Here is a 25,912-nt window from a genome sequence, read left to right on the forward strand (position 1 = left end):
CGGCAGGCAATCGATCCCACTCGACCAGCGAAGGCAGGTCCTCGCCGCGGCCACCCCGCCGGTTACCTGTTGAACCTGCGGCACGAACTGAGCCCTTCCGACCCCGTCGCACAGATCCGCTCCGCCATCCGCCGGGCGGCACCTCGGCGACGACGCCGACAGTGCCACCACCGAACTTTGTCGCGCTTGTCTGCGTTTGACGAGGGCCTGCCGTGGGGCTGGACTGGAATCACGGGCGCTGTGGCCGGACCCCGTTCTGGGGAGAGCAGCGATGACGACCATGGAAACTTTCAATCTTCTGCAGCCGTACCGGATCGCCGAGGAGACGTTCGTCATCCCGTGGGCCCTGGAAGCCCCGCCGGTCGGCCACTTCCCGATGAATTCGATGGTGATCCGGGGAGCCGAACCGGTGCTCGTGGACACCGGGGCACCAGCGGTGCGGTCCCAGTGGCTGGAGGCCGCGTGGTCCGTGGTGGATCCGTTGGACGTGCGGTGGATCTTCCTCACCCACGACGACCGTGACCACGCCGGCAACCTCTTGGCGGTCCTCGCTGAATGCCCGAACGCGACACTGCTGACGACGTGGTTCTCGATCGGGCGCATGGCCGAGGAGTGGGAGACGCCCATCAACCGGTGCCGCTTCATGATCGACGGCGATACGGTGGATGTGGGTGACTGAACGCTGGTGGCCAAGCGGCCGCCGTTGTACGACAACCCCACAACCCGCGCCCTCTTCGACCCGAAGACCAATGTCCTGTGGGCGGTGGACACCTTCGCGACGAACGTGCCCACTCCCATCCCTGAAATCGCCGACCTGTCCGCCGATGAATTTCGCGACGGCCAGTTCTTCGGCGGGCGCCTGGTCTCGCCCTGGGTCGCGTTGCTCGACGGCCAGAAGTTCCGGGCGGTGGTGGACGACTTCCAGCGGTTGGACGCCGAGGTCATCGCCGGCTGCCACACGCCGGTGCTTCGCGGGCCGCAGACAGTGGAGGCATTCGACCTTCTCCGCCGGCTTCCCGAGATTCCGGCGTGGCCGGAGTTCACACAGGCCGACCTCGACCAGTGGATGGCGGTCGCCGAGGGGTCGGTCCCGCCGGAACAGCCACGGCCGTCGGCCACGTGACGGGTGTTCCCGCGTCTCCCGGTCAAGCCGCGAAGGCGGCCATGGCGCGCTGGAACACAGCGATGTTCGGGTGATCGTTCATCGGAGCCTCCGTCGGCCCCTATGGACCCTCCATCGCGCGACACACCGTGGCGCAGCGTCGCTGGGCCATCAGACCGAACGGCACACTGTCGCTGGTGGGCGGCTGGTGGGCGGTCGACACCTGCGCAAGCGAGCTACAGGCCGAGAGACGTCTGCGTCTCCCGCGTCTCCTGTACCTCCTGTTCGTCAGTGAAGGCACCGGATGCCACCGCCCCGCCGAGGAGTGCCGTGGCGAGCGCCGCCGCACCGGCGAACGCCCACCGCGACCGCCACGACCGCTTGGTCCCGCTGTTGCACGCGGGTGGGGCTTCCACATGCCCGCAGGCGATCGTGGTGCGCGCGTCCACCCACGCCTCCGTCTCGTCCTTGCCCACTCCGCACGCCGCGACGAACGCGGCGACCAGTTCCTCGCGGGGAAGCCGTTCCCTGCCGAGCATGGTCGCCGCCGTGGAGTACGGCAGACAGCGGCCCGCGTCCGCCGCGTGGCGTTCCAGCTGGCGGTAGCTCAGGCCCGACCACGCCTTGAGGCGTCGTAGCGCCGCCACGAAGGCGGCCGCGTCAGTGTCCGGCGGGGTGGGCGGTGCGGTGGTCATGATGGTGGTCCCCCCTGGTGAGCTGGACGTACACGGGCTCGCACAAGCTCGAACACCCTGACAGCTTGAGGAACGGCGACAGTGACGGTCAACCTCGGTGCGGATTCCCGATGTTGGAGGTCATATGAGTCTGCCTCGCTGCCGTCGTACCGGCGCCGCCGTCACCGCCCTGGCGGCACTGCTGATGGTCGGCGCGTGCGCCGAAGAGCCCGCCGCCCGGCGGCCGGCCACCGGATCCGCCGCGGCAGCCCCGAAGGCGCGCGACGGGGAGTCGGTTGCCGACTTCCTCCGTCGCACCCTCCCTGCCGGGCCCGGCGGCACCGTGATCGCCGCGCGCGGCGACGAACTCGCGTACTGCGGAGGATTCGGGGCGGCGGACCGAGCCGCCGGTACCCCCGCGAGCTGCGGGACCGTGTACGACGTCATGTCGATCACGAAGCAGTTCACCGCGGCCGCGATCCTGAAGCTGGAGGTGATGGGTCGGCTGCGGGTGAGCGACCGGATCAGCCGGTTCCTCGGGCCGGTGCCCGAGGACAAGCGTGAGATCACGGTCGAGCAGCTGCTCACACACACGTCGGGCCTGGTCGAGGGGCTCGGCGACGACTACGACCCCGTCTCACGCGACAAGTTGGTGCGGCGGGCTCTCGCATCGAAGCCGCAGTCGGCTCCGGGGGAGGAGTTCCACTACTCCAACACCGGATACAGTCTGCTCGCCGTGATCGTAGAAGAGGCGTCCGGGGAGGGCTACGAGCCGTTCCTGGCCCGGCACCTGTTCGCTCCGGCCGGGATGGACCGGACCGGATACGTGCTGCCCCGGTGGCCGCGGCACCTGGTCGCGGTGGAGTACGACAGCGAGGGGCGGAGCAAGGGCAGGCCCTTCGACCACCCCTGGGCCGCCGACGGACCGTACTGGAACCTGCGCGGCAACGGCGGCATGCTCTCCACCGCACAGGACATGTTCCGCTGGCACCGTGCCCTCTCGGGCGACGAGATTCTGCCCGCGCGGGCCAGGCAGAAGCTGTTCGCGCCCCGAGTGCGGGTTCCCGGGTCCGACGGCTCGTACGGATACGGCTGGGCTGTCCGCGAGACCGCCGACGGCCGGGTCGCCTGGCACGACGGCGGCAACGGGTGGTCGCTGGCGGTCCTGACAAGGTCCCTGCGCGACGGCGTCCTGGTCTACTGGGTGAGCAACCACGCCTACCAGGACGGCAAGTGGAACCTCGAGGACCAGGCGGAGCAGCTGACCCTGGGCATCGCCGACCGCGTGCGCGCCGAGGGTCGCTGAGGGCTCGCCCGGAGCCGCAAAAAATTCTCAAGACACAGTGCAACCCTCCCCGCACCCCGTGGGTCGTATTTGGCATCAGGACTTCTGGAGGGGGGATCTGGGGGGATCCGCGGGGGTTCTGATGGGGGAGGGGTAGAGCGAGGGGGCCCGGTCGACGGACGGGGCCCCCTCGAAGCATTTCCTGAGGTTTCTCGCAGTGCTGCCTAGAAGAAGACTCCGCAGTGCAGCAGCACGTTCGCGTACGGGCGGGCCTCGCCGGTCCTCACGATCAGGCGGGCGTTCGCCGAGAGGGCCTTCAGGTCGTCGTGGGAGACGTGGGTCAGGGCGGCCGGGAAGCGGTCGGTCAGCAGGGCGGACGCCTCCGGGTTCGCCTCCCGTACTTCCTTTGCCGCCGTGGCGCCCTCCACGACCAGTTCGTCCAGCAGGCCCTCCAGGACCTCCGCGAAGGACGGCACCCCGGCTCGGAAAGCCAGGTCCACGACCCGCGGCCCGGCCGGGATGGGCATGCCCGCGTCGCAGATCAGTACGCCGTCGCCGTGGCCCAGTTCGGCTATCGCACCCGCGAGATGACGGTTGAGGATTCCGGCCTTCTTCACAGGGCTGCGACCTCTTCGGCGGTGGGGAACGAAGCCTGGGCGCCCTCCCGGGTGACCGCCACGGCGCCCACGCGTGCCGCGTACGCCGCCGAGTCCGCGAGGGAATCCCCAGCGCCCAGCCGCCAGGCCAGCGCGGCGGTGAAGGAGTCGCCCGCGCCGGTCGTGTCCACGGCGTTCACCTTCACGGACGGGACCTGGGTGACCGTGCCGGTGGCGTCCGCGACCAGCGCGCCCTCCTCGCCGAGGGTGACGACCACCGAGCGCGGGCCCCGCGCGAGGAGCGCCTCGGCCCACTCCGAGGGCGTGGCGCCCGCGTCGGCACCCAGCACCACGCGCGCCTCGTGTTCGTTCACGATCAGCGGGTCGCAGGCGGCGAGTACGTCCTCGGGCAACTCCCGGGGCGGGGACGGGTTCAGTACGAAACGGGTGCCCGGCCGCAAGCTCCGTACGACCTCCTCGACCGTCTCCAGCGGGATCTCCAGCTGGGCCGAGACCACCTGGGAGGCGGCGAGGAGGGCCGATGCCGCGCGGACGTCCTCCGGGGTCAGGCGGCCGTTCGCGCCGGGTGACACGACGATGCTGTTGTCGCCGGACGGGTCCACCGTGATCAGTGCGACGCCGGTGGGCGCCCCGCCGACGAGGACGCCGGTCGTGTCGACGCCGGCGTCCCTCATCGAGTCGAGCAGCAGCCGCCCGTGGCCGTCGTTGCCGACCCGCGCCAGCAGAGCCGTACGCGCCCCCAGTCGGGCGGCGGCGACCGCCTGGTTGGCGCCCTTGCCGCCCGGGTGGACGGCCAGGTCGGAGCCGAGGACGGTCTCCCCGGCTCCGGGGCGGCGGTCGACGCCGATCACCAGGTCGGCGTTGGCCGACCCGACGACCAGCAGGTCGTAGTCGTACATCACTCTCTCCTCGTGGAGTTCCCCGTGAATCCCCGTGTGGACCGGCTCAGGACGTGAAGTCGGCGACGTTCTCGGACGTCACCACCTTCACCGGGACCTTGACCGTCGCGGTGACCTTCTCACCGTCCGCGGCCTTCAGCGCGTTCTCGACCGCGATCCGGCCGAGTTCCGTCGGCTGCTGGGCGACGGAGGCGTACAGTGTCCCGTTCTTGACGGCCGTGAGGCCGTCCGGCGTGCCGTCGAAGCCGACGACCTGGACCGACTTGCCGGCCTTCGAACCGAGCGCCTTGATCGCGCCGAGGGCCATCTCGTCGTTCTCGGCGAAGACGCCGTTGACGTCGGGGTGGGCCTGGAGCAGGTTCGTCATGACGTCGAGGCCCTTGGTGCGGTCGAAGTCCGCGGGCTGCTTGGCGACGACCTTGATGCCCGGGTAGGCCTTCAGGCCCTCGGCGAAGCCCGCGCCGCGCTCGCGGCTGGCGGACGTGCCCGCCTGGCCCTGCAGGATCACGATCGTGCCCTGGCCGCCCAGTTTCTCGGCCAGCGCCTCGGCGCCCAGCTTGCCGCCCGCGACGTTGTCGGAGGCGACGAGCGCGGCCGTGTCCGCCTTGTTGACGCCCCGGTCGACGCCGACGACGGGGATGTCGGCCTTGTTGGCGGCGCGCACCGACGGGCCTGCCGCGTCCGAGTCCACCGGGTTGACGATGATCGAGCCGACGCCCTCGCTGGTGAAGTTCTGCAATTGGTTGGCCTGCTGGGACGCGTCGTTCTGGGCGTCCGTGACGGTCAGATCCGCGCCCGCCTTCTTCGCGGCCTCCTCCGCGCCCTGCCTGATCTGCACGAAGAAGGGGTTGTTGAGGGTCGACAGGGACAAGCCGATCTTCTGGCTCGACGCGCTCGACGAGGACGAGCCTCCGTTGAGGAGGGAGGTCGCGCCCACGACCGCCGCCACGACGACGACCGCGAGGGCGTACTTCACGGCCTGTGGCCCCTTGCGGCCCGACGCGCCGGTCCCGGCGGCGCCCGGTGTCGCGCCCGCCTTGCGTCGCACCGTGTCCAGCAGCACCGCCAGCGCGATGACGACGCCGATGACGACCTGCTGCCAGAAGGCGGACACGGAAAGGAGGTTGAGCCCGTTGCGCAGCACCGCCAGGATCAGCGCGCCGATCAGGGTGCCGGACGCCTTGCCCGTACCGCCCGCGAGCGAGGCGCCGCCGATGACGACCGCGGCGATCGCGTCCAGCTCGTAGCCCTGGGCGGCCTGCGGCTGCGCGGAGGAGAGGCGGGAGGCGAGCACGATGCCCGCGGCTGCCGCGAACAGACCCGACAGCGCGTAGATCGCGAGCTTCTGCTTCTTCACGCGGAGGCCGGAGAGGCGGGCCGCCTCCTCGTTGCCGCCGATCGCGTACATGGAGCGGCCGAGGTACGTACGGCCCAGGATCACGGCCGTGATCAGGCCCATCACGATCATCACCAGGACCGGGACGGGCAGCCAGCCGCCGAGGGTGTCACCGAGGTGCGAGACCGAATCCGGGAAGGCGATGGGGCTGCCCTGCGAGATCACCAGGGAGAGGCCTCGGCCCACGGACAGCATGGCCAGCGTTGCGATGAACGGCGGCAGCTTCCCGTACGAGATGAGGACGCCGTTGACCAGGCCGCAGGCGATACCGGTCGCGATCGCGAGGATCACGGCGATCCAGACGGGCACGCCCTCCGAAGTCGCCGTCCAGGCAAGGACGGTGGCGGAGAGCGCGGCGACCGAACCGACCGACAGGTCGATGCCCGCCGACACGATCACGAAGGTCACGCCGAAGGCGAGGATGGCGGTCACGGCCGCTTGGACGCCGACGTTCAGCAGGTTGTCCGTCGTCAGGAAGTCGCCGGAGAGCGCGGACATGGCGATGACCAGGACGATCAGGGCGGTGAGTGCCCCGTTGTCGAGCAGGAGGCGACCCAGCCCTGGGGCGCCGCTCGTGCCCGACCGGCTCTTGAGCGTGTCAGTGGCCACGGGGGGCCTCCTTCTCTTCCGAGTCCGCGCTGTACGTGCTGCCGGTGGCGGCAGTGCTTTCCGGGGTCGTGCTGACGGCGAGTGCCATCACGGAGTCCTGGGTTGCCTCGTCGGCCGAGAGCTCGCCCGCGATCCGGCCCTGGGCCATGACCAGCACCCGGTCGCTCATGCCGAGCACCTCGGGCAGGTCGCTGGAGATCATCAGGACGGCGGCGCCCGCGGCCGTGAGTTCGTTGACGAGCTGGTAGATCTCGACCTTGGCGCCGACGTCGATACCGCGCGTCGGCTCGTCGAGGATCAGCACCTTGGTGTCGGCGAGCAGCCACTTGCCGATGACGACCTTCTGCTGGTTGCCGCCGGAGAGGGTGCGCACATGCTGGCCGAGTCCGGCCATCCGCACGCCGAGCTGCCCGGCGATCCGCGCGGCGGCCTCCCGCTGGCCCCTGAGGTCGACGAGCCCGCCACGGGTCGCCGCGCGCATCGTCACGAGCCCGAGGTTCTCCTCCACGGAGGCGTCGAGGAGCAGCCCCTGCCCCTTGCGGTCCTCAGGGACGAGCCCGATGCCCGCGGTCATCGCCGCGCCGACGTCGTGCCCGCGCAGCCGCGTGCCCGCGACCGCCACGGAGCCCCTGTCGTACGGATCGGCGCCGAAGACCGCCCGTACGACCTCGGTACGTCCCGCACCGACCAGGCCCGCGATGCCGACGACCTCACCGGCCCGCACCTCGAAGCTCACGTCGTGGAAGACACCGTCCCTGGTGAGCCCCTTGACGGTGAGCAACGCGGTCCCGGCGTCGGCCCGTTCAGCGGCCCGTTCGGCGGGGCGCTCGCGCGGATACTGCTGCTCGATCGACCGGCCCACCATGAGGCGTACGAGTTCGTCCTCGGGCGTGGCGGCGGGTACCTGCCCGACGCTCCTGCCGTCCCGGAGAACCGTGACGCGGTCTCCCAGGGCGGCGATTTCCTCCAGGTGGTGCGTGATGAAGACGATGCCGACGCCGTCCTCGCGCAGCCGGCGCACGATGGAGAAGAGTTTTTCGACCTCTTCGGAGGTGAGCACCGCGGTCGGCTCATCCATGATCAACACGCGTGTGTCGAGGCTCAGCGCCTTCGCGATTTCGACCATCTGTAGGCGGGCGATTCCCAGTTCACGCACCCGCGCGCGTGGGGACACGTGCACGCCGACACGCTCAAGGAGTTCGGCGGCGTCCGCCTCCATCCGCTTCCGGTCGATCAACCCGAAGCGGCGCGGCTGGCGGCCCAGGAAGATGTTCTCGGCGACCGTCAGATCGGGGACAAGGTTGAACTCCTGGTAGATGGTCGCGATCCCGAGCCGTTCGGCGTCCTGGGCGCCATGGACGCGGACCTCCTTGCCGCCGACCACTACGCGCCCGGAGTCGGGCCGGTAGGCGCCCGACAGCATCTTGATGAGGGTGCTCTTGCCCGCGCCGTTCTCACCGAGCAGCACATGCACCTCGCCGCGGCGCAGATCGAAGTCGACGCTGTCGAGCGCGACCACACCGGGGAAGGTCTTGCGCATCCCTTCGATACGCAGCAACTCGTCTTCGTTACGCGGCGACTTGGCGTCGTTACGGGGCAACTTGTCTTCGTTTCGAGGCGGCTCGCCTTCGTTACGCGGCAACTCGTCCTGATTGCTCACGTGTCGCTCCTTTGCGGGGACGGGTGCATGGCCGGCGGCTCGCCGCACGAGCGGCGGACGACGAGACGGGCGGTGAGGGTCACGGACTGCGGGGGCCGCCCCTCGATGCGGTCGACGAGGGCGCGTACGGCGGCCCGGCCCAGCTCGCCCGTCGGCTGGGCGATCGCCGTGATCGGCGGATCGGTGTGCACGAACCACGGGATGTCGTCGAACGCGGCGAGCGCGATGTCGTGCGGAACCGACATCCCGCGCGCGCGGATGGCGTCCAGGGCGCCCAGGGCCATCAAGTTGTCGGTCGCGAACACCACTTCGGGCGGCTCGGGGAGGTTCAGGAACGCCTCGGTGGCCCGGCGTCCGCTGGCCGCCTGGAAGTCGCCCTGCCCCACGTAGGCGTCGGGCAGGGGAAGCCCGTACTCGCGCAGGGCCTCCCGGAACGCCTCGACGCGCTCGCTGCCGGTCATGGTGGCCGCCGGGCCCGCGATGATGGCGAGCCTGCGATGGCCGAGGCCGTGCAGGTGGGCGACCAGATCGCGCACCGCCTCGCGCCCGTCCGCCCTGACCACCGGCACGTCCACGCCCGGGATCCACCGGTCCACGAACACCATCGCGGTGCCCGCGCGCGCGGCGTCCAGCATCAGGGGCGAGCCGCCGTCGGTGGGGGACACCAGGAGGCCGTCGATACGGCGGTCGAGAAGGTTGCGGACGTGGTGGTCCTGCAGCTCCGGCTGCTCGTCGGCGTTCCCGATGATGACGCTGTAGCCGTGGGTGCGGGCCTCCTCCTCGACGGAGCGGGCCAGCTCGGTGAAGTACGGGTTGAGTACGTCGCTGATGACCAGGCCGAGGGTGTGGGTCTGGTCGGTGCGCAGGGAACGGGCGACGGCGTTGCGCCGGTAGCCGAGAGCGTCGACGGCGGCGAGGACGCGGGTGCGTGCCCCGGAGCTGACGGACGGGTGGTCGTTGAGCACACGGGACACCGTGGCAACGGAGACACCCGCCTCCGCGGCGACGTCCTTGATGCTCGCCATCACCGTCCCACCTCCTTGTGGAATCGATTACACGGAGGATTGGAATCGATTACATGAGACTTGGCAAGCCCTCGGGATCGGATCGTGATGAAGTTGTCCACAGGCTTCGCGCGTTGTCAGAGGCGGGCGGTAGCGTCGGATCATGTCGAATCTGGCGGGGAACCAGGCGGGCACCGGGGCGCGGAACCTGGCGGTTCTCGAGGGCGTGCTGGAGCGCATCACGTACGCCAACGAGGAGAACGGCTACACGGTCGCCCGGGTGGACACCGGACGGGGCGGCGGCGACCTGCTCACGGTCGTGGGCGCGCTGCTCGGCGCCCAGGTGGGGGAGTCCCTGCGCATGGAGGGCCGCTGGGGGTCGCACCCTCAGTACGGCAAGCAGTTCACGGTGGAGAACTACACGACGGTGCTGCCCGCCACCGTCCAGGGCATCCGCCGCTATCTGGGCTCCGGCCTGGTCAAGGGCATCGGCCCGGTCTTCGCGGACCGCATCACCCAGCACTTCGGGCTCGACACCCTCCAGATCATCGAGGAGGAGCCCAAGCGGCTCATCGAAGTCCCCGGCCTCGGCCCCAAGCGGACCAAGAAGATCGCCGACGCCTGGGAGGAGCAGAAGGCGATCAAGGAGGTCATGCTCTTCCTCCAGACCGTCGAGGTGTCGACGTCGATCGCGGTCCGCATCTACAAGAAGTACGGCGACGCCTCGATCTCGGTGGTCAAGAACCAGCCGTATCGGCTCGCGTCCGACGTCTGGGGCATCGGCTTCCTCACCGCCGACAAGATCGCCCAGTCCGTCGGCATCCCGCACGACAGCCCGGAGCGCGTCAAGGCCGGTCTCCAGTACGCCCTTTCGCAGTCCACCGACCAGGGCCACTGTTTCCTCCCGGAGGAGCAGCTGATCGCGGACGCGGTGAAGCTGCTCCAGGTGGACACCGGCCTTGTCATCGAGTGCCTCGGGGAACTGGCGGCGCCCCAGGAGGACGACGGCGACCCCGGCGTCGTACGCGAAAAGGTCCCCGGCCACGACGGCGGTGACCCCGTGACCGCCATCTACTTGGTCCCCTTCCACCGGGCCGAACTCTCCCTGTCCGCCCAGCTGTTGCGCCTCCTGCGCACCGACGAGGACCGCATGCCGTCGTTCCGGAACGTGGCCTGGGACAAGGCCCTGGCCTGGCTCAAGGACCGTACGGGAGCGGAGCTGGCCCCCGAGCAGGAGGAGGCCGTCCGCCTCGCGCTCACCGAGAAGGTCGCCGTGCTCACCGGAGGCCCCGGCTGCGGCAAGTCCTTCACGGTCCGCTCGATCGTGGAGCTGGCCCGCGCCAAGAAGGCCAAGGTGGTGCTGGCCGCGCCCACGGGCCGCGCCGCCAAGCGGCTGGCCGAGCTCACGGGCGCGGAGGCCTCGACCGTGCACCGGCTCCTGGAGCTGAAGCCCGGCGGGGACGCCGCGTACGACAAGGACCGCCCGCTGGACGCCGACCTGGTGGTCGTGGACGAGGCCTCGATGCTCGACCTGCTGCTGGCCAACAAGCTGGTGAAGGCGGTGCCTCCGGGGGCGCATCTGCTCTTCGTGGGAGACGTCGACCAGCTGCCGAGCGTCGGCGCGGGGGAGGTCCTGCGCGACCTGCTCGCCGAAGGCGGCCCAGTCCCCGCTGTCCGCCTCACCCGGGTCTTCCGCCAGGCCCAGCAGTCGGGAGTCGTGACCAACGCGCACCGGATCAACGCGGGCAAGCAGCCGATCACCCAGGACCTGAAGGACTTCTTCCTCTTCGTCGAGGACGACACGGAGGAGGCGGGCCGGCTCACGGTGGACGTGGCGGCCCGGCGTATCCCCGCCAAATTCGGCCTCGATCCGCGCCGTGACGTCCAGGTCCTCGCCCCCATGCACCGGGGCCCGGTAGGCGCCGGCACCCTCAACGGACTGCTCCAGCAGGCGATCACACCCGCCCGCCCCGACCTCCCCGAGAAGCGCTTCGGAGGCCGGGTCTTCCGCGTCGGCGACAAGGTCACGCAGATTCGCAACAATTATGAGAAGGGCACGAACGGTGTCTTCAACGGCACGGTCGGCGTGGTCACCTCCCTCAACCTGGACGACCAGCGGCTGACGGTGCTGACCGACGAGGACGAGGAGGTGCCGTACGAATTCGACGAGCTCGACGAGCTGGCGCACGCGTACGCGGTGACGATCCACCGCTCCCAGGGCAGTGAGTACCCGGCGGTGGTGATCCCGGTGACCACCAGCGCCTGGATGATGCTCCAGCGCAACCTGCTCTACACGGCCGTCACCCGCGCCAAGAAGCTTGTGGTGCTGGTCGGTTCACGCAGGGCGATAGGGCAGGCGGTGCGCACGGTGTCGGCGGGCCGACGTTGTACGGCCCTGGATTTCCGGCTCTCACCCCGCCCTCTCGACCCGTGAGCCAGATTTGATCGATCAAATGAGTCGCAAGGGTCACAGAGCCCTTCCGGAAGCGGCACGAAGGGGGGCAGGATGAGCAGGGTGACGGCACTGAGTGCCGCCATTAGGCCCCATGGTCGACCCCGAGTGCACTCTCCTGCGCCAAATGGGGGATGGTAGAAGCAGTCAGGGCACCTCGAAGAAGAGGCACAACGTCGGTGAGGGATGACGTGAGCGACAACTCTGTAGTACTGCGGTACGGCGACGGCGAGTACACCTACCCGGTGATAGACAGCACCGTCGGCGACAAGGGCTTCGACATCGGGAAGCTCCGCGCTCAGACCGGTCTGGTCACGCTGGACAGTGGTTACGGCAACACCGCCGCCTATAAATCCGCCATCACCTATCTCGACGGTGAGCAGGGCATCCTCCGGTACCGCGGTTACCCCATCGAGCAGCTGGCAGAGCGCTCCACCTTCCTCGAGGTGGCCTACCTGCTGATCAACGGTGAGCTTCCGACGGTCGACGAGCTCTCCACCTTCAAGGGCGACATCACGCAGCACACGCTGCTGCATGAGGACGTCAAGAACTTCTACCGTGGCTTCCCGCGCGACGCCCACCCGATGGCGATGCTGTCGTCTGTGGTCTCCGCGCTGTCCACCTTCTACCAGGACAGCCACAACCCGTTCGACGAGACCCAGCGCAACCTCTCCACGATCCGCCTGCTCGCCAAGCTCCCGACGATCGCGGCGTACGCGTACAAGAAGTCGATCGGCCACCCCTTCGTCTACCCGCGCAACGACCTCGGTTACGTCGAGAACTTCCTGCGTATGACCTTCTCGGTCCCGGCGCAGGAGTACGAGCTGGACCCGGTCGTGGTGTCCGCGCTCGACAAGCTGCTGATCCTGCACGCGGACCACGAGCAGAACTGCTCGACCTCCACGGTCCGCCTGGTGGGCTCCTCGCAGGCGAACATGTTCGCCTCGATCTCCGCCGGCATCTCGGCGCTCTGGGGTCCGCTGCACGGCGGCGCCAACCAGTCCGTCCTGGAGATGCTGGAAGGCATCAAGGCCAACGGCGGCGACGTCGACTCCTTCATCCGCAAGGTGAAGAACAAGGAGGACGGCGTCCGCCTGATGGGCTTCGGCCACCGGGTGTACAAGTCCTTCGACCCGCGCGCCAAGATCATCAAGGCTGCCGCGCACGACGTCCTCTCGGCCCTCGGCAAGTCCGACGAGCTGCTGGACATCGCGCTCAAGCTGGAGGAGCACGCGCTCTCCGACGACTACTTCGTCTCGCGCAACCTCTACCCGAACGTGGACTTCTACACCGGGCTGATCTACCGGGCGATGGGCTTCCCGACCGAGATGTTCACGGTCCTGTTCGCACTCGGCCGTCTCCCCGGCTGGATCGCCCAGTGGCACGAGATGATCAAGGAGCCGGGTTCGCGGATCGGCCGCCCGCGGCAGATTTACACGGGCGAGGTTCTGCGGGACTTCGTCCCGGTCGAGGCGCGTTAAACGGCTTCTGCAAGCTACGGCGCACGAAATAAACGGAAGGCGCCCCGCTGCCGGTCCCCCCACGGGCCGGAGTCGGGGCGCCTTCCTTGTCCCGGTTCGGATTCCCCCCACGGGATCCGGCCGGGCGTCTGAGGACAGCGCCTGAATCGCTGTGATCTAAACGAGCAAAACTCTCTGTACTGCAGCGAGTGCGGTCTGCCGGGACCCGTACGGGAGGGCCGCTCAAGCTCCCCGTGTACGTGCCCCGGCAACGCAGTCCGGAAATGTCCCCCAAGACATCCCCAGATGCCAGTCACGCCCCCCAAGACGCTTCTGACATCGCCAACTTAGACTCACGAACCCCTTCGATGGTTACCTTCGCATCACTGTGATCTGCGTCTCTTGCATATGTCCTGAATATGTACAAGAGACCTGATACGCCGATCGGAGCCCAAGCGTAAGGAAGATGCGCGAGCCTTGTGAAGAGCTTATGTGAGGCTCGCGTCGGACTCCAGAGGGGTTCTTACTTCGACATCACCGAAATGCCCGGAGCCGAAGACTGTTCGTCACCACGAACACCGAGGAGAACGCCATCGCGGCGCCCGCGATCATCGGGTTCAGCAGTCCCGCCGCGGCGAGCGGCAGCGCGGCCACGTTGTAGCCGAAGGCCCAGACAAGATTGCCCTTGATCGTGGCAAGGGTCCTCCGCGACAGCCGGATCGCGTCCGCGGCCACCCGCAGATCCCCGCGTACGAGCGTCAGATCGCCCGCCTCGATCGCCGCGTCAGTCCCCGTGCCCATGGCAAGGCCCAGATCGGCGACGGCGAGTGCGGCCGCGTCGTTGACGCCGTCGCCGACCATCGCGACGGCCCGCCCCTCGGCCTGGAGCCGCTTGATCACATCGACCTTGTCCTGCGGTAGCACCTCGGCGAAGACGAACCGGTCGTCGATGCCGACGGAACGGGCCACGGACTCGGCGGCGGTCCGGTTGTCCCCGGTCAGCAGTACGGGCGTCAGCCCCAGGGCGCGCAGCTCGCGGACCGCCTCGGCGCTGGTCCCCTTGACCGCGTCGGCGACGGTCACGACACCGCGTGCCACCCCGTCCCAGGCGACGGCCACGGCGGTACGCCCCTCCGCCTCGGCCCGCGTCTTCAGCGCGACCAGCTCGTCCGGCAGCGCGACACCGGCCTCGTCCAGCAGCCGCGCACGCCCGACCAGCACCTCGTGCCCGTCGACCGTGCCGCGTACGCCGAGCCCCGCGACGTTCTCGAAGCCGTTGACCGGGGGCAGCGGCTCCCCTATGCGGTCCTCCGCGCCCGCCGCGACGGCCCGTGCGATCGGGTGCTCGGAGGCGTGCTCCAGGGCGCCCGCGAGCCGCAGTACCTGCTTCTCGTCGGCGTCGGCAGCGGCGTACACCTCCTGGAGGGTCATACGGCCCGTGGTGACCGTGCCGGTCTTGTCGAGGACGACCGTGTCGACGCGGCGCGTGGACTCCAGGACCTCGGGGCCCTTGATGAGGATGCCGAGCTGGGCGCCGCGCCCGGTGCCGACCATGAGGGCGGTCGGGGTGGCGAGGCCGAGGGCGCACGGGCAGGCGATGATCAGGACCGCGACGGCGGCCGTGAAGGCGGAGGTCAGCTCGTCCGTCATGCCGAGCCAGACGCCGAACGTGGCGACGGCGATCAGCAGGACGGCGGGGACGAAGACGGCGGAGATGCGGTCGGCGAGGCGCTGCGCCTCGGCCTTGCCGTTCTGCGCGTCCTCGACGAGCTTCGCCATCCGCGCCAGCTGCGTGTCCGCGCCGACACGGGTCGCCTCGACGACGAGCCTGCCGCCGGCGTTCACGGTCGCGCCCGTCACGGCGTCACCGACGGTCACGTCCACCGGCACCGACTCGCCGGTCAGCATCGAGGCGTCGACCGCCGAGGCGCCCTCGACGACGGTGCCGTCGGTGGCGACCTTCTCGCCGGGGCGTACGACGAAGCGGTCACCGACCTCGAGGTCGGCGACGGGGACGCGTACCTCACGGCCATCGCGGAGTACGGAGACATCCCTGGCGCCCAGCTCTATCAGGGCCCTCAGGGCTGCGCCCGAGCGCCGCTTGGCGCGGGCCTCCAGATAGCGGCCGAGGAGGATGAAGGTGACGACCCCTGCGGCCACTTCGAGATAGATCGCCGACGAGGCGTCCGTACGCGAGACGGTCAGGTCGAAGCCGTGCCGCATGCCCGGCATCCCCGCGTGGCCCCAGAACAGCGCCCACACGGACCAGCCGAAGGCGGCCAGCGTGCCGACGGAGACGAGCGTGTCCATCGTGGCCGCGCCGTGCCGTGCGTTCGTGAACGTCGCCCGATGGAACGGCAGTCCGCCCCATACGACGACGGGCGCGGCGAGCGTCAGCGACAGCCACTGCCAGTTGTCGAACTGGAAGGACGGGACCATGGAGAGGAGGACCACGGGGAGGGCGAGCACGGCGGAGACGGTCAGACGCTCGCGCAGGGAGGCGAGTTCGGAGTCTTCGCGGGGTGCCTCTGTCCCGGGCTCCGGCTCCGGGGGTGCCGGCTCCTCGGCCGTGTAGCCGGTCTTCTCGACGGTGGCGATCAGATCGGTGACGCGTATGCCGTCTCCGTACGAGACCTTCGCGCGCTCCGTCGCGTAGTTCACCGTGGCGGTGACGCCGTCCATGCGGTTGAGCTTCTTCTCGACGCGGGCGGCGCAGGAGGCGCAGGTCATGCCGCCGATGGTGAGCTCGACCTCGGCGGCGGGGGTTGCCGTGCTGCTCAACTTGGGGCCTCAGGCCGTGCCGACGAGTTCGAAGCCGGCCTCGTCGATCGCGGCGCGAACCGCGTCCGCGTCGAGCGGGGTGGTGGAGACGACGGTGACCTCGCCGGTCGAGGCCACGGCCTTCACCGAGCTGACGCCCGGGATCTCGGAGAGCTCGTTGGAGACGGAGCCTTCGCAGTGGGCGCAGCTCATTCCGGTGACCTGGTAGGTGACGGTGGTGGTCATGTCGTTGCTCCTCGTGGAGGCGTGTGGGGCGCTGGGCTATTCGCTCCATACTGTACCCCCAGGGGGTATTTTGCCAAAGTGCGGGGTGCCTCCGGCGGTTGGGCGGGTGCGGGTGCGTGGTGGTTGCTCGCGCCGTTCCCCGCGCCCCTTGGGGTCCGGTGGGTGGGTCGGGGCCGCGGGCCGGTGCGTCAGCCCGTCGCAGGCCGGGCATACGGCCCTGGCCTGGTGCAAGGTCCTGGTTCTCCGAGACCGAACCTACGCGACGGGCATACGACGCACCGGCCCACGGCCCCTCCCGCCGGTGGGCAGGTGCGGGTGCATGGTGGCTGGGGGCTCCAGGGACGCGCCCTTTAGGGGCGCGGGGAACTGCGCGACAAGCCACCATGCACCCGCAGTCGCCTGCGAACCCAAACCCACCGCCCCGGTGGGCGCCCCGCCCAACCGCCGGAGGCACCCGCTCAACCGCCGGAGGCCCGGCGGCCCCGGTTGCTCGGCCGCGACGCCACCCATGCCCGGATGGTGTCCGCATACCAATACGGCTTGCCGGACTCCACATGGTCCGGCGGAGGAAGCATTCCGTGTTTGCGGTAGGACCGCACGGTGTCCGGCTGCACATGGATGTGCGCCGCGATGTCCTTGTACGACCAGAGTCTTTGGTCGGTCATCAGTAGCACCTCCCCGCGCGCGCCGCGGTGGCGCTGCGCTGGCGATCACATGGATGTGACCGTCCAACGACAGGACGTGACCGTCGACCAGTGCCTGTCGCCCGGGTGTGACACAAGGCGTGCGCGGCCGGGACATGTGTGACAGGACGGCGGTATCTGTGACACGGGTGACGTGTTGTGGCGTCTGGGTCTGGTCCGAATGTCCGGACAACCAATTGACAGGCATCATGGAGCGCCGCTAGACCTGGGGGCAGCCGAAGCGAAGGGGAGCCGATGGGTGAGTCCGCGGGGTCCGGTGCGTACGAGCTGATCACCATGGGGCGGATCGGTGTGGACCTCTACCCGTTGCAGACAGGCGTGCCGCTCCCGCAGGTGACGTCCGCCATCGTCGCCTCCCGCCTGGAGTGCTTCTCCGCCATGCCGACCCCCTCGGAGGTCGAGGACGCGCTCAAAGCAGGGGCGGTCCTGTGAACCACGGCGTCTGTACCGGCCGGGCAACCGTCCGAGCAGAGGCCACCACAGTTGAACTCCTGGGCAGGGAGGGCGTGTTCAGCAAAGTCACCGGCTTTGCGTACGCCCCTCGCGAGGCCCGGGTGCAGATCGCCTCCGGCGCGGGAGGCCGCTTCGCCCTGGCAGGAGCGAAGTGCGAGCGCTGACTCCCCGCCCGCTACGGCCCCGCGCCGGAGGTCCCCGTACGCCCCGTCGGCACCACGAGCACCGGCCCGGTGTCGCATCGGAACTGTCGGAACTGGAGGAGAAGCACTGTTTCGAGATCGACGGCCCGAACGGATTCGGCCATCAGCGCGTATTTCCCCGCGTGAGGGCGGATCCGATGCCCTCGCCGAGGTCCGCACCGGCGATGCCGACGGTGCCTTCCTCGTACTCGACGGATGGCACGGCCTGTCCATCGCCCGGCCTGGTCACGCGATGTACTACTTGAACGTGACGGACGGCCCGGGTGAGGACAGGGTGTGGCGGATCTGCTTCCAGCCGGGACACGTAGAAAGCACAGAGGGCTACCGATGACAGAGCCGAAGACGTCAACGGCGACGACAAGGCTGACGGTCGCGCAGGCGCTGGTGCGGTTCCTCGCCGCCCAGTACACGGAGCGGGACGGGGTACGGCGCCGGCTGATCGACGCCACCTGGGGCATCTTCGGGCACGGCAATGTCGCCGGGCTCGGGCAGGCGCTTCTCGAGTACGGCGACGAGATGCCGTACCACCAGGGCCGCAACGAACAGGCCATGGTGCACGCGGCGGTCGGCTACGCGCGTCAGTCGCACCGCCTGGCCACGCACGCCGTCACAACGTCCATCGGACCGGGCGCCACCAACCTCGTCACGGGCGCCGCCCTCGCCACGATCAACCACCTCCCGGTACTGCTCCTGCCCGGCGACATCTTCGCGACCCGCCCCGCCGACCCGGTACTCCAGCAGCTCGAAGTCCCGTACGCGGGCGATGTGTCGGTGAACGACTGTCTGCGCCCGGTGTCGAAGTACTTCGACCGGATCACCCGCCCCGAAGCCCTCATCCCGGCCGCGCTGCAGGCCATGCGCGTGCTCACCGACCCGGTCGAGACCGGCGCCGTCACGCTCGCGCTGCCGCAGGACGTGCAGGCCGAGGCGCACGACTGGCCGGAGGAGTTCTTCGCCGAGCGCGTCTGGGCCGTCCGCCGTCCGGGCGCGGATCCGGAGGAGCTGGCCGCCGCCGTCAGGGCCGTACGGGAAGCCCGGCGCCCCTTGGTCGTCGCGGGCGGCGGGGTGCACCACAGTGAGGCCGAGGCCGCGCTGAAGGAGTTCGCCGACGCCACCGGTATCCCGGTCGCCTCGACCCAGGCGGGCAAGGGCTCCCTCGTCTGGGACCACCCGGCGGACGTCGGCGGCATCGGGCACACCGGCACCGCGACCGCCTGCGAACTGGCCCGCACCGCCGACCTGGTGATCGGCGTCGGCACCCGCTACACCGACTTCACCACCGCCTCCGGCACCCTCTTCACCGCCCGCGGCGTCCGCTTCCTGAACCTCAACATCGCCCCCTTCGACGGCCACAAGCTGTCCGGCCGGCCGCTGATCGCGGACGCCCGTACGGGCCTGGAGGCGCTCACTGAGGCGCTCGCGCTGCACGGCCACCGGGCCGAACCCGCGTACGTCACCGAGTACTGCGACGACAAGGAGCGCTGGGAGCACCGGGTCGACGCGGCCTACGAGGCGGACGAGCCGGACACCCGGCCCACCCAGCCGCAGGTCCTCGGCCTGCTCGACGAACTGGTCACCGGGGACGACATCCTGATCAACGCGGCCGGCTCCCTCCCCGGCGACCTGCAGAAACTGTGGCGGACCCGGTCCCGGGACCAGTACCACGTCGAGTACGGCTACTCCTGCATGGGCTATGAGATCCCGGCCGCGATCGGTGTGCGCATGGCGGCGCCGGACCGTCCCGTGTGGGCGCTGGTCGGCGACGGGACGTATCTGATGATGCCGACGGAGATGGTCACGGCCGTACAGGAGGGCATCGCGATCAAGGTCGTGGTCCTGCAGAACCACGGGTACGCGTCCATCGGCGGGCTCTCCGATTCCGTGGGCGGCGAGCGGTTCGGCACCGCGTACCGCTACCGGTCGGAGGACGGTACGTACACAGGGAGGCCGCTGCCCGTCGATCTCGCCGCCAACGCGGCCAGCCTCGGGATGCGGGTGCTGCGCGCGAAGACCGTACGCGATCTGCGGGCGGCTCTCGCCGAGGCGCGGACCGCCGACACTCCCATATGTGTCTATGTGGAGACCGAAACGGCAGACACAGTGTCGGGCGCGCCTCCGGCGCAGGCCTGGTGGGATGTACCCGTGGCCGAGACCGCGACCCGCTCGTCGGCGGTCAAGGCACGCGAGGTGTACGACCGGCATGCCGCCGCCCGCCGCCGCCATCTGTGAGGAGTTGCAGGACATGACGAAGACCGTCGACCACTGGATCGGTGGCAAGCCCGCTGGGAGCACGTCGGGTACGTACGGGCCGGTCACCGACCCGGCGACCGGTGCCGTGACCACGCGGGTCGCCTTCGCGAGCGTCGACGAGGTGGACGCCGCGGTCGCCGCCGCCAAGGAGGCGTACGCGACCTGGGGCCAGTCCTCGCTCGCTCAGCGGACGTCCATTCTGTTCCGGTTCCGGGCGCTGCTCGACGCGCACCGGGACGAGATCGCCGAGCTGATCACCGCCGAGCACGGCAAGGTGCACAGCGATGCGCTGGGTGAGGTGGCGCGTGGCCTGGAGATCGTCGACCTGGCGTGTGGCATCAACGTGCAGTTGAAGGGCGAGCTGTCGACGCAGGTCGCGAGCCGTGTGGACGTGGCGTCCATCCGGCAGCCGCTGGGGGTCGTCGCGGGCATCACGCCGTTCAACTTCCCGGCGATGGTGCCGATGTGGATGTTCCCGATGGCCATCGCCTGCGGCAACACGTTCGTGCTGAAGCCCAGCGAGAAGGACCCGTCGGCGTCGGTCAGGCTCGCCGAACTGCTGGCGGAGGCCGGACTGCCGGACGGTGTCTTCAATGTCGTGCACGGCGACAAGGTGGCCGTCGACCGGCTCCTTGAGCACCCGGACGTGAAGGCCGTCTCCTTCGTGGGCTCGACGCCGATCGCCCGCTACATCCACACCACCGCCTCCGCGAACGGCAAGCGCGTACAGGCCCTCGGCGGCGCCAAGAACCACATGCTGGTGCTGCCGGACGCGGACCTGGACGCGGCGGCCGATGCCGCGGTGTCGGCGGCATACGGGTCCGCGGGCGAGCGCTGCATGGCCATCTCGGCCGTCGTCGCGGTCGGTTCGATCGGCGACGAGCTGGTGGAGAAGATCCGCGAGCGCGCCGAGAAGATCAAGATCGGGCCGGGCAACGACACCGCGTCCGAGATGGGCCCGCTGATCACGAAGGCGCACCGCGACAAGGTCGCCTCATACGTGACGGGCGCCGCGGCTCAGGGCTCCGAGGTCGTGCTCGACGGCACCGGCTTCACGGTCGAGGGTTACGAGGACGGCCACTGGATCGGCATCTCGCTGCTCGACAAGGTGCCGCCGGCCTCGGACGCGTACCGGGACGAGATCTTCGGCCCGGTGCTGTGCGTGCTGCGCGCGGAGACCTACGACGACGGCGTGGCGCTGATCAACAACTCGCCGTTCGGCAACGGCACCGCGATCTTCACCCGGGACGGCGGCGCGGCCCGCCGCTTCCAGCTGGAGATCGAGGCGGGCATGGTCGGCGTGAACGTGCCGATTCCGGTGCCGGTGGGCTACCACTCCTTCGGCGGCTGGAAGGACTCCCTCTTCGGCGACCACCACATCTACGGCAACGACGGCACGCACTTCTACACCCGCGGCAAGGTCGTGACGACGCGCTGGCCGGACCCGGCCGAGGCTCCGGCGGGTGTGGACCTGGGGTTCCCGCGCAATCACTGAGCTGAGCCCTCGTTCTTATCGGTTGCCTGTCAATCGTCAGCCGTGACTCCGGCGGGGGCGCGTGGGCGGGGCACATCCGCCGCGTGGACGGCGGCACGCTCCTCGGCATCGTCACCGCAGGTCACGTACGGGTTCCGAGGACCTCGCATACCGCGTCCGTGGTATGCGGCCGGGGGCGCGTACGCCGGTGGGATGTCTGCCACTTCCGACCAGAGGCTGCATCGGCTGTCGGTGGCGGCGCTTACCGTTGACGCATGGATCTTCGACTGCCCCGACTGCGCGGGGCCGTACTGCGGCGGCCGCGACGGCTGATCGCCGCCGCGGCCGCCGTGGTCGTGCTCGCCGGCGCCGGTACGTGGACGGCCGTCGCCTCTGACGACGCCGCACCCGTGGACCGGGCCGACAGAGTCATGGACATGGGCAGCGGGGTGAAGGTCGACACCTCGTACTTCACGTCAGGCGACGGCCGTCGCCCCGCCGTCCTCCTCGCGCACGGCTTCGGCGGCAGCAAGGACGACGTACGGTCCCAGGCGGAGGACCTGGCGCGCGACGGGTACGCGGTGCTGACCTGGTCGGCCCGCGGAATGGGCAGGTCCACGGGCAAGATCGGCCTGAACGACCCCAAGGGCGAAGTCGCCGACGTCTCGAAGCTGATCGACTGGCTGGCCGAGCGCCCCGAGGTCGAGCTGGACCGGGACGGCGACCCCCGCGTGGGTGCCACCGGCGCCTCGTACGGCGGCGCGGTCTCGCTGCTCGCGGCGGGCCACGACCAGCGGGTGGACGCGATCGCCCCGGCGATCACGTACTGGAACCTCTCGGACGCGCTGTTCCCGAACGGCGTCTTCAAGAAGCTGTGGGCCGGGATCTTCGTGAACTCCGGTGGCGGCTGCGACAACTTCGAGGCCACGCTGTGCGAGATGTACCAGCGGGTCGCGGAGTCCGGGGAGCCGGACGCCGAGGCGACGGAGCTGCTGGAATCCCGCTCCCCGTCTGCCGTCGGCGACGAGATCAACGTGCCGACGCTCATCATGCAGGGCCAGACCGACTCCCTCTTCCCGCTCGGCCAGGCCGACGCGATGGCCAAGGCGATCCGGGCCAACGGCGCGCCCGTGGACGCCGACTGGATCTCCGGCGGCCATGACGGCGGCGACATGGAGACGGACCGGGTGTCCGCGCGCGTGGGCTCCTGGTTCGACCGCTATCTGAAGGACGAGTCGGGGGTGGACACGGGGCCCGCGTTCCAGGTCACGCGCAGCGGCGGCGTCGACTCCCGGGAAGGCACCACCCGGCTGACCAGCGTGAGCTCGGACAGCTACCCCGGCCTGACGAGCAAGACGCGCCCGATCGCCCTGACCGGGCGGGAGCAGAGCTTCGAGAACCCGGCGGGCGCCAACCCGCCCGCCGTCTCGGCCCTGCCCGGCCTCGGCGGAGCCGGCGGCCTCTCCCAGCTCTCCTCGCTCGGGATCGGTGTGTCCCTCGACTTCCCGGGCCAGTTCGCCGCGTTCGACTCCGAGCCCTTCGTGGAGGACCTCCAGATCACCGGCTCGCCGACGGCGACGGTCCATGTGAAGTCGACCAGCGAGGACGCCGTGCTCTTCGCGAAGGTGTACGACGTCGGACCGGACGGCGGCATGCAGCAGGTGCTGCCCGCGCAACTGGTCGAGCCCATCAGGGTGGAGGACGCGAAGGCCGGCAAGGACGTACGGCTCACCCTCCCGGCGATCGACTACGAGGTGGACGACGGCCACCGGCTGCGCCTGGTCCTCGCCTCGACGGACCTCGGCTATGCCTCCCCGACGGCTCCGGCGACCTACACGGTCTCCATGGCGGGAGACGGCGGCCTGAGGGTGCCGATGCCCCTCGGTGACTCGGAGGCGACGGCACCGCTGCCCGCATGGGTGTGGTGGCTGCCGCTGGCCGGCGCCCTCACGGCGCTGGCCCTGATCCTGACGGCCCGCCGCCCCACCGCCGCACCTGCTCCCGATCCGGAACTGGCCGATGTCCCGCTCCAGATCACGGACTTGAGCAAGCGGTACTCGAAGTCGAGCGACCGTTACGCGGTCCGGGACCTGTCCTTCCAGGTGGAAAAGGGCCAGGTACTGGGCCTGTTGGGGCCGAACGGCGCGGGCAAGACGACGACGCTGCGCATGCTGATGGGCCTGATCAAGCCGGACGGCGGAGAGATCCGGGTCTTCGGCCACGCGATCCGCCCGGGCGCCCCGGTGCTGTCCCGCGTCGGTTCCTTCGTCGAGGGCGCGGGCTTCCTGCCGCACCTCTCCGGCCGCGAGAATCTCGAACTGTACTGGCGGGCGACGGGCCGCCCGCCCGAGGACGCGCACCTGGAGGAGGCCCTGGAGATCGCGGGCCTCGGTGACGCCCTGTCCCGCGCGGTCCGTACGTACTCCCAGGGCATGCGCCAGCGCCTCGCCATCGCCCAGGCCATGCTCGGCCTCCCCGACCTGCTCATCCTGGACGAGCCGACCAACGGCCTCGACCCGCCGCAGATCCGCGAGATGCGCCAGGTCGTGATCCGCTACGCGGCCGCCGGCCGCACGGTCATCCTCTCCAGCCATCTGCTGGCCGAGGTCGAGCAGTCCTGCACCCACATCGTGGTCATGGACCACGGCCGACTGGTCCAGGCGGGCCCCGTGGGCGACATCATCGGCAGCGGCGACACCCTCCTCGTCGGCCTGGCCTCCGACATCGCCGACCCGGTGGTGGAGAAGGTGGCGGCCCTGCGGGACGTGGAGTCGGCAGTACGCACGGATGACGGCCTGCTCGTACGGCTGACTCCGGCGACGCCACCCACAGAGGGCGCCGCGGTGCCCGAGACCGCCGGCGTGGGGGCTTCCGGCGGAGCCGACCGCGCCGAGGGCACGGTGACCGTCTCCGGCGCCCCGGACGCCGCGGGCTCCGAGGGCGCACCGGGCGTCAACGAGCGGAGCGCCTCGCTGCTCGTCGAGCTCGTACGGCTCGAAGTGCCCGTCGCCTCGATCGGCCCGAACCGTCGCCTGGAGGACGCCTTCCTCACCCTGATCGGAGACTTCGAATGAGCACCCTCGCCGAGAAGGTCGAGAAGGAAGAGGTGGCGGAGGGCTACCGGGCGGGCCGGACCCTGCCGCTGCGCGTCGAGCTCGTACGACAGCTGAAGCGGCGGCGCACGCTCATCATGTTCGGCGTCCTGGCCGCCCTGCCGTTCATCCTGGCCATCGCGTTCCAGGTCGGCGGCGAACCGGGCGACGGCAACGACCGCGTGAACCTGATGGACACGGCCACCGCGTCCGGGGCGAACTTCGCCGCGGTGAACCTCTTCGCGTCCGCGGGCTTCCTCCTCGTCATCCCCGTGGCGCTGTTCTGCGGAGACACGGTCGCCTCGGAGGCGAGCTGGTCGTCGCTGCGTTATCTGCTCGCGGCGCCCGTACCCCGCGCCCGGCTGCTGTGGTCCAAGCTCGTCGTCGGACTCACCCTCAGCCTCGCCGCGATGGTGCTGCTGCCGGTCATCGCCCTCGCCGTCGGCACGGCCGCGTACGGCTGGGGCCCACTGCAACTGCCCGTCGGCGGCACACTGCCCAGCGGCGACGCCGCACGGCTCCTGCTGATCGTCATGGCGTACATCTTCGTGTCCCAACTGGTCACCGCGGGGCTGGCGTTCTGGCTGTCGACCCGGACGGACGCCCCGCTGGGCGCGGTCGGCGGCGCGGTGGGCCTGACGATCATCGGCAGCGTCCTCGACGAGGTCACGGCCCTCGGCGACTGGCGCGACTTCATCCCCGCGCACTGGCAGTACGCCTGGCTGGACGTCATCCAGCCAGAGCCGGCCTACGGCGAGATGATTCAGGGCACGGCCGTCTCCGTCACGTACGCACTGGTGCTGTTCGCCCTGGCCTTCCGAGGTTTCGCGGGCAAGGATGTCGTCTCCTAGGCCGGCCTTGACCGGTGCCTGGATCGGCTGTCCGGATCGGAGGGAACGCTTGTTCCGGTACCGAACGTCCGGGACGTATTCGCCATGGTGCGCCACCCCTTCCACAGAGTAGAAAGATCTATCAGCATGAGCAGGCGAGGGTCCGACCAGCCCTGGCGGTGAGGGGGAGAGCGCCGTCTCGCCTGTGAGGGTCAACGGATCCGGAGGGCCACCATGCGAACAGTCACGAAGCAGGCCACGGAGTGGCTCGCCGCCGCCGCGACCGATCCACGCGACTGCAAGCGGCGGTGGCAGGGCTATCAGGGGATCGCGGTGCTGCCCTGTGGACGGTTCTGGGACGTGCTGAGTGTCCCGGAGGAACTGGGTGTGCGGGCCCTGGATGCCCTGTTGTGCATCCCGCAGGCGCCCGGTCCCGTACTCGCGGACACCGGCGCGCGCAGGGTGGGCTTCTTCCTGCCGCCGGATCCCGAGGGCCGCTGGGTCGGCTCGGATGTCCGGTACCTGGGCAGAGGCGCCTGGATCACGGTGCCCGCGCCGCATCCGGCGCCAGGACGTTTCCGATGGCTGGTTCCGCCCGACGGTACGGGAACGCTGTTCGTCCCCGCCGCCGTGGAACTGGCCCTCCAGCAGGCCCTCGGCACCCTCGCCGCCCAGTCCGCCGTGCACCGCCGGTGCCCGACGTGCGGAGCGGCGGCAGCGGGAGTCGGCTAGGTAGCCGGTG

At 70.0% G+C, this 25,912-nt stretch carries 20 protein-coding genes and 1 pseudogene; 12 read left to right on the forward strand and 9 right to left on the reverse strand.

Annotation, left to right across the window (positions count from 1 at the left end):
* Window positions 1–271: 271 nt before the first annotated feature.
* Complete coding sequence (locus ACYVO6_RS05355; protein WP_461057770.1) at window positions 272–679, forward strand: MBL fold metallo-hydrolase; 408 nt, start codon at window positions 272–274, stop codon at window positions 677–679.
* Between the two features lie 6 nt (window positions 680–685).
* Window positions 686–1,123: a hypothetical protein gene (locus ACYVO6_RS05360; protein WP_461057772.1), complete on the forward strand. Its 438-nt coding sequence runs from the start codon at window positions 686–688 to the stop codon at window positions 1,121–1,123.
* 215 nt (window positions 1,124–1,338) lie between these two features.
* Here ACYVO6_RS05360 and ACYVO6_RS05365 read toward each other — a convergent pair whose 3' ends face one another.
* On the reverse strand, window positions 1,339–1,797 hold the full coding sequence (locus ACYVO6_RS05365) for a helix-turn-helix domain-containing protein (protein WP_461057774.1): 459 nt from the start codon (window positions 1,795–1,797) through the stop codon (window positions 1,339–1,341).
* Window positions 1,798–1,921: 124 nt separating this feature from the next.
* Between ACYVO6_RS05365 and ACYVO6_RS05370 the strand changes: the two genes are divergently transcribed.
* The gene (locus ACYVO6_RS05370; protein ID WP_461057776.1) at window positions 1,922–3,082 is read left to right on the forward strand and encodes a serine hydrolase domain-containing protein; all 1,161 of its coding nucleotides are present in this window, start codon (window positions 1,922–1,924) and stop codon (window positions 3,080–3,082) included.
* Window positions 3,083–3,285: 203 nt separating this feature from the next.
* Here the strand turns inward: ACYVO6_RS05370 and rbsD are convergent, their stop codons facing one another.
* The 5 genes from rbsD to ACYVO6_RS05395 all read right to left on the reverse strand — a co-directional run bounded on the left by rbsD (window position 3,286) and on the right by ACYVO6_RS05395 (window position 9,267).
* Window positions 3,286–3,678, reverse strand: a complete 393-nt coding sequence (rbsD, locus tag ACYVO6_RS05375; RefSeq protein ID WP_461057778.1) for a D-ribose pyranase — start codon at window positions 3,676–3,678, stop codon at window positions 3,286–3,288.
* The gene (gene rbsK, locus ACYVO6_RS05380) at window positions 3,675–4,577 is read right to left on the reverse strand and encodes a ribokinase (RefSeq protein WP_461057780.1); all 903 of its coding nucleotides are present in this window, start codon (window positions 4,575–4,577) and stop codon (window positions 3,675–3,677) included. Before rbsK ends, rbsD begins: the two co-directional genes overlap by 4 nt.
* A gap of 46 nt (window positions 4,578–4,623) precedes the next feature.
* A complete protein-coding gene (locus ACYVO6_RS05385) occupies window positions 4,624–6,582 on the reverse strand; it encodes an ABC transporter permease/substrate-binding protein (protein ID WP_461057782.1) in 1,959 nt (652 codons plus the stop codon).
* Window positions 6,572–8,122, reverse strand: a complete 1,551-nt coding sequence (locus ACYVO6_RS05390; protein ID WP_461058217.1) for a sugar ABC transporter ATP-binding protein — start codon at window positions 8,120–8,122, stop codon at window positions 6,572–6,574. The genes ACYVO6_RS05385 and ACYVO6_RS05390 overlap by 11 nt, the downstream gene beginning before the upstream one ends.
* Window positions 8,123–8,238: 116 nt before the next feature.
* Complete coding sequence (locus ACYVO6_RS05395; protein ID WP_461057784.1) at window positions 8,239–9,267, reverse strand: LacI family DNA-binding transcriptional regulator; 1,029 nt, start codon at window positions 9,265–9,267, stop codon at window positions 8,239–8,241.
* Window positions 9,268–9,409: 142 nt separating this feature from the next.
* Here ACYVO6_RS05395 and recD2 point away from each other — a divergent pair, with 142 nt between their 5' ends.
* Both recD2 and ACYVO6_RS05405 read left to right on the forward strand, forming a co-directional pair.
* Window positions 9,410–11,680, forward strand: a complete 2,271-nt coding sequence (gene recD2, locus ACYVO6_RS05400; protein ID WP_461057786.1) for an SF1B family DNA helicase RecD2 — start codon at window positions 9,410–9,412, stop codon at window positions 11,678–11,680.
* 209 nt (window positions 11,681–11,889) lie between these two features.
* A complete protein-coding gene (locus ACYVO6_RS05405; protein WP_461057789.1) occupies window positions 11,890–13,179 on the forward strand; it encodes a citrate synthase in 1,290 nt (429 codons plus the stop codon).
* A 513-nt stretch (window positions 13,180–13,692) separates the two neighbouring features.
* Here the strand turns inward: ACYVO6_RS05405 and ACYVO6_RS05410 are convergent.
* The 3 genes from ACYVO6_RS05410 to ACYVO6_RS05420 form a co-directional block, all read right to left on the reverse strand.
* Window positions 13,693–15,888: a heavy metal translocating P-type ATPase gene (locus ACYVO6_RS05410; RefSeq protein ID WP_461058219.1), complete on the reverse strand. Its 2,196-nt coding sequence runs from the start codon at window positions 15,886–15,888 to the stop codon at window positions 13,693–13,695.
* A 60-nt stretch (window positions 15,889–15,948) separates the two neighbouring features.
* On the reverse strand, window positions 15,949–16,164 hold the full coding sequence (locus ACYVO6_RS05415) for a heavy-metal-associated domain-containing protein (RefSeq protein WP_461057791.1): 216 nt from the start codon (window positions 16,162–16,164) through the stop codon (window positions 15,949–15,951).
* Window positions 16,165–16,622: 458 nt separating this feature from the next.
* Entirely contained in the window at window positions 16,623–16,829 is a 207-nt protein-coding gene (locus ACYVO6_RS05420) for a helix-turn-helix transcriptional regulator (RefSeq protein WP_461057793.1), read from the reverse strand.
* A 273-nt stretch (window positions 16,830–17,102) separates the two neighbouring features.
* Between ACYVO6_RS05420 and ACYVO6_RS05425 the strand changes: the two genes are divergently transcribed.
* The 7 genes and pseudogenes from ACYVO6_RS05425 to ACYVO6_RS05455 all read left to right on the forward strand — a co-directional run bounded on the left by ACYVO6_RS05425 (window position 17,103) and on the right by ACYVO6_RS05455 (window position 25,902).
* Entirely contained in the window at window positions 17,103–17,300 is a 198-nt protein-coding gene (locus tag ACYVO6_RS05425; RefSeq protein WP_461058240.1) for a hypothetical protein, read from the forward strand.
* A 17-nt stretch (window positions 17,301–17,317) separates the two neighbouring features.
* Window positions 17,318–17,855 (forward strand): annotated as a pseudogene (locus ACYVO6_RS05430) (5-deoxy-glucuronate isomerase); the annotation flags it as partial.
* Window positions 17,852–19,753, forward strand: coding sequence for a 3D-(3,5/4)-trihydroxycyclohexane-1,2-dione acylhydrolase (decyclizing) (gene iolD / locus ACYVO6_RS05435; protein WP_461057795.1), 1,902 nt, complete (start codon window positions 17,852–17,854; stop codon window positions 19,751–19,753). The pseudogene ACYVO6_RS05430 and the gene iolD, both read left to right, overlap by 4 nt.
* Before the next feature lie 13 nt (window positions 19,754–19,766).
* The gene (gene mmsA / locus ACYVO6_RS05440; RefSeq protein ID WP_461057797.1) at window positions 19,767–21,269 is read left to right on the forward strand and encodes a CoA-acylating methylmalonate-semialdehyde dehydrogenase; all 1,503 of its coding nucleotides are present in this window, start codon (window positions 19,767–19,769) and stop codon (window positions 21,267–21,269) included.
* A gap of 254 nt (window positions 21,270–21,523) precedes the next feature.
* Window positions 21,524–24,322 (forward strand): alpha/beta fold hydrolase, encoded by a 2,799-nt coding sequence (locus ACYVO6_RS05445; RefSeq protein WP_461057799.1) that lies wholly within the window; start codon window positions 21,524–21,526, stop codon window positions 24,320–24,322.
* Window positions 24,319–25,191 carry an ABC transporter permease gene (locus tag ACYVO6_RS05450; protein WP_461057801.1) on the forward strand — a complete coding sequence of 291 codons (873 nt, stop codon included), beginning with the start codon at window positions 24,319–24,321 and terminating at the stop codon, window positions 25,189–25,191. The genes ACYVO6_RS05445 and ACYVO6_RS05450 overlap by 4 nt, the downstream gene beginning before the upstream one ends.
* A gap of 213 nt (window positions 25,192–25,404) precedes the next feature.
* The gene (locus tag ACYVO6_RS05455; protein ID WP_461057803.1) at window positions 25,405–25,902 is read left to right on the forward strand and encodes a bifunctional DNA primase/polymerase; all 498 of its coding nucleotides are present in this window, start codon (window positions 25,405–25,407) and stop codon (window positions 25,900–25,902) included.
* The last annotated feature ends 10 nt before the right edge of the window (window positions 25,903–25,912 follow it).

It is taken from the genome of Streptomyces pseudoechinosporeus (assembly GCF_054783935.1).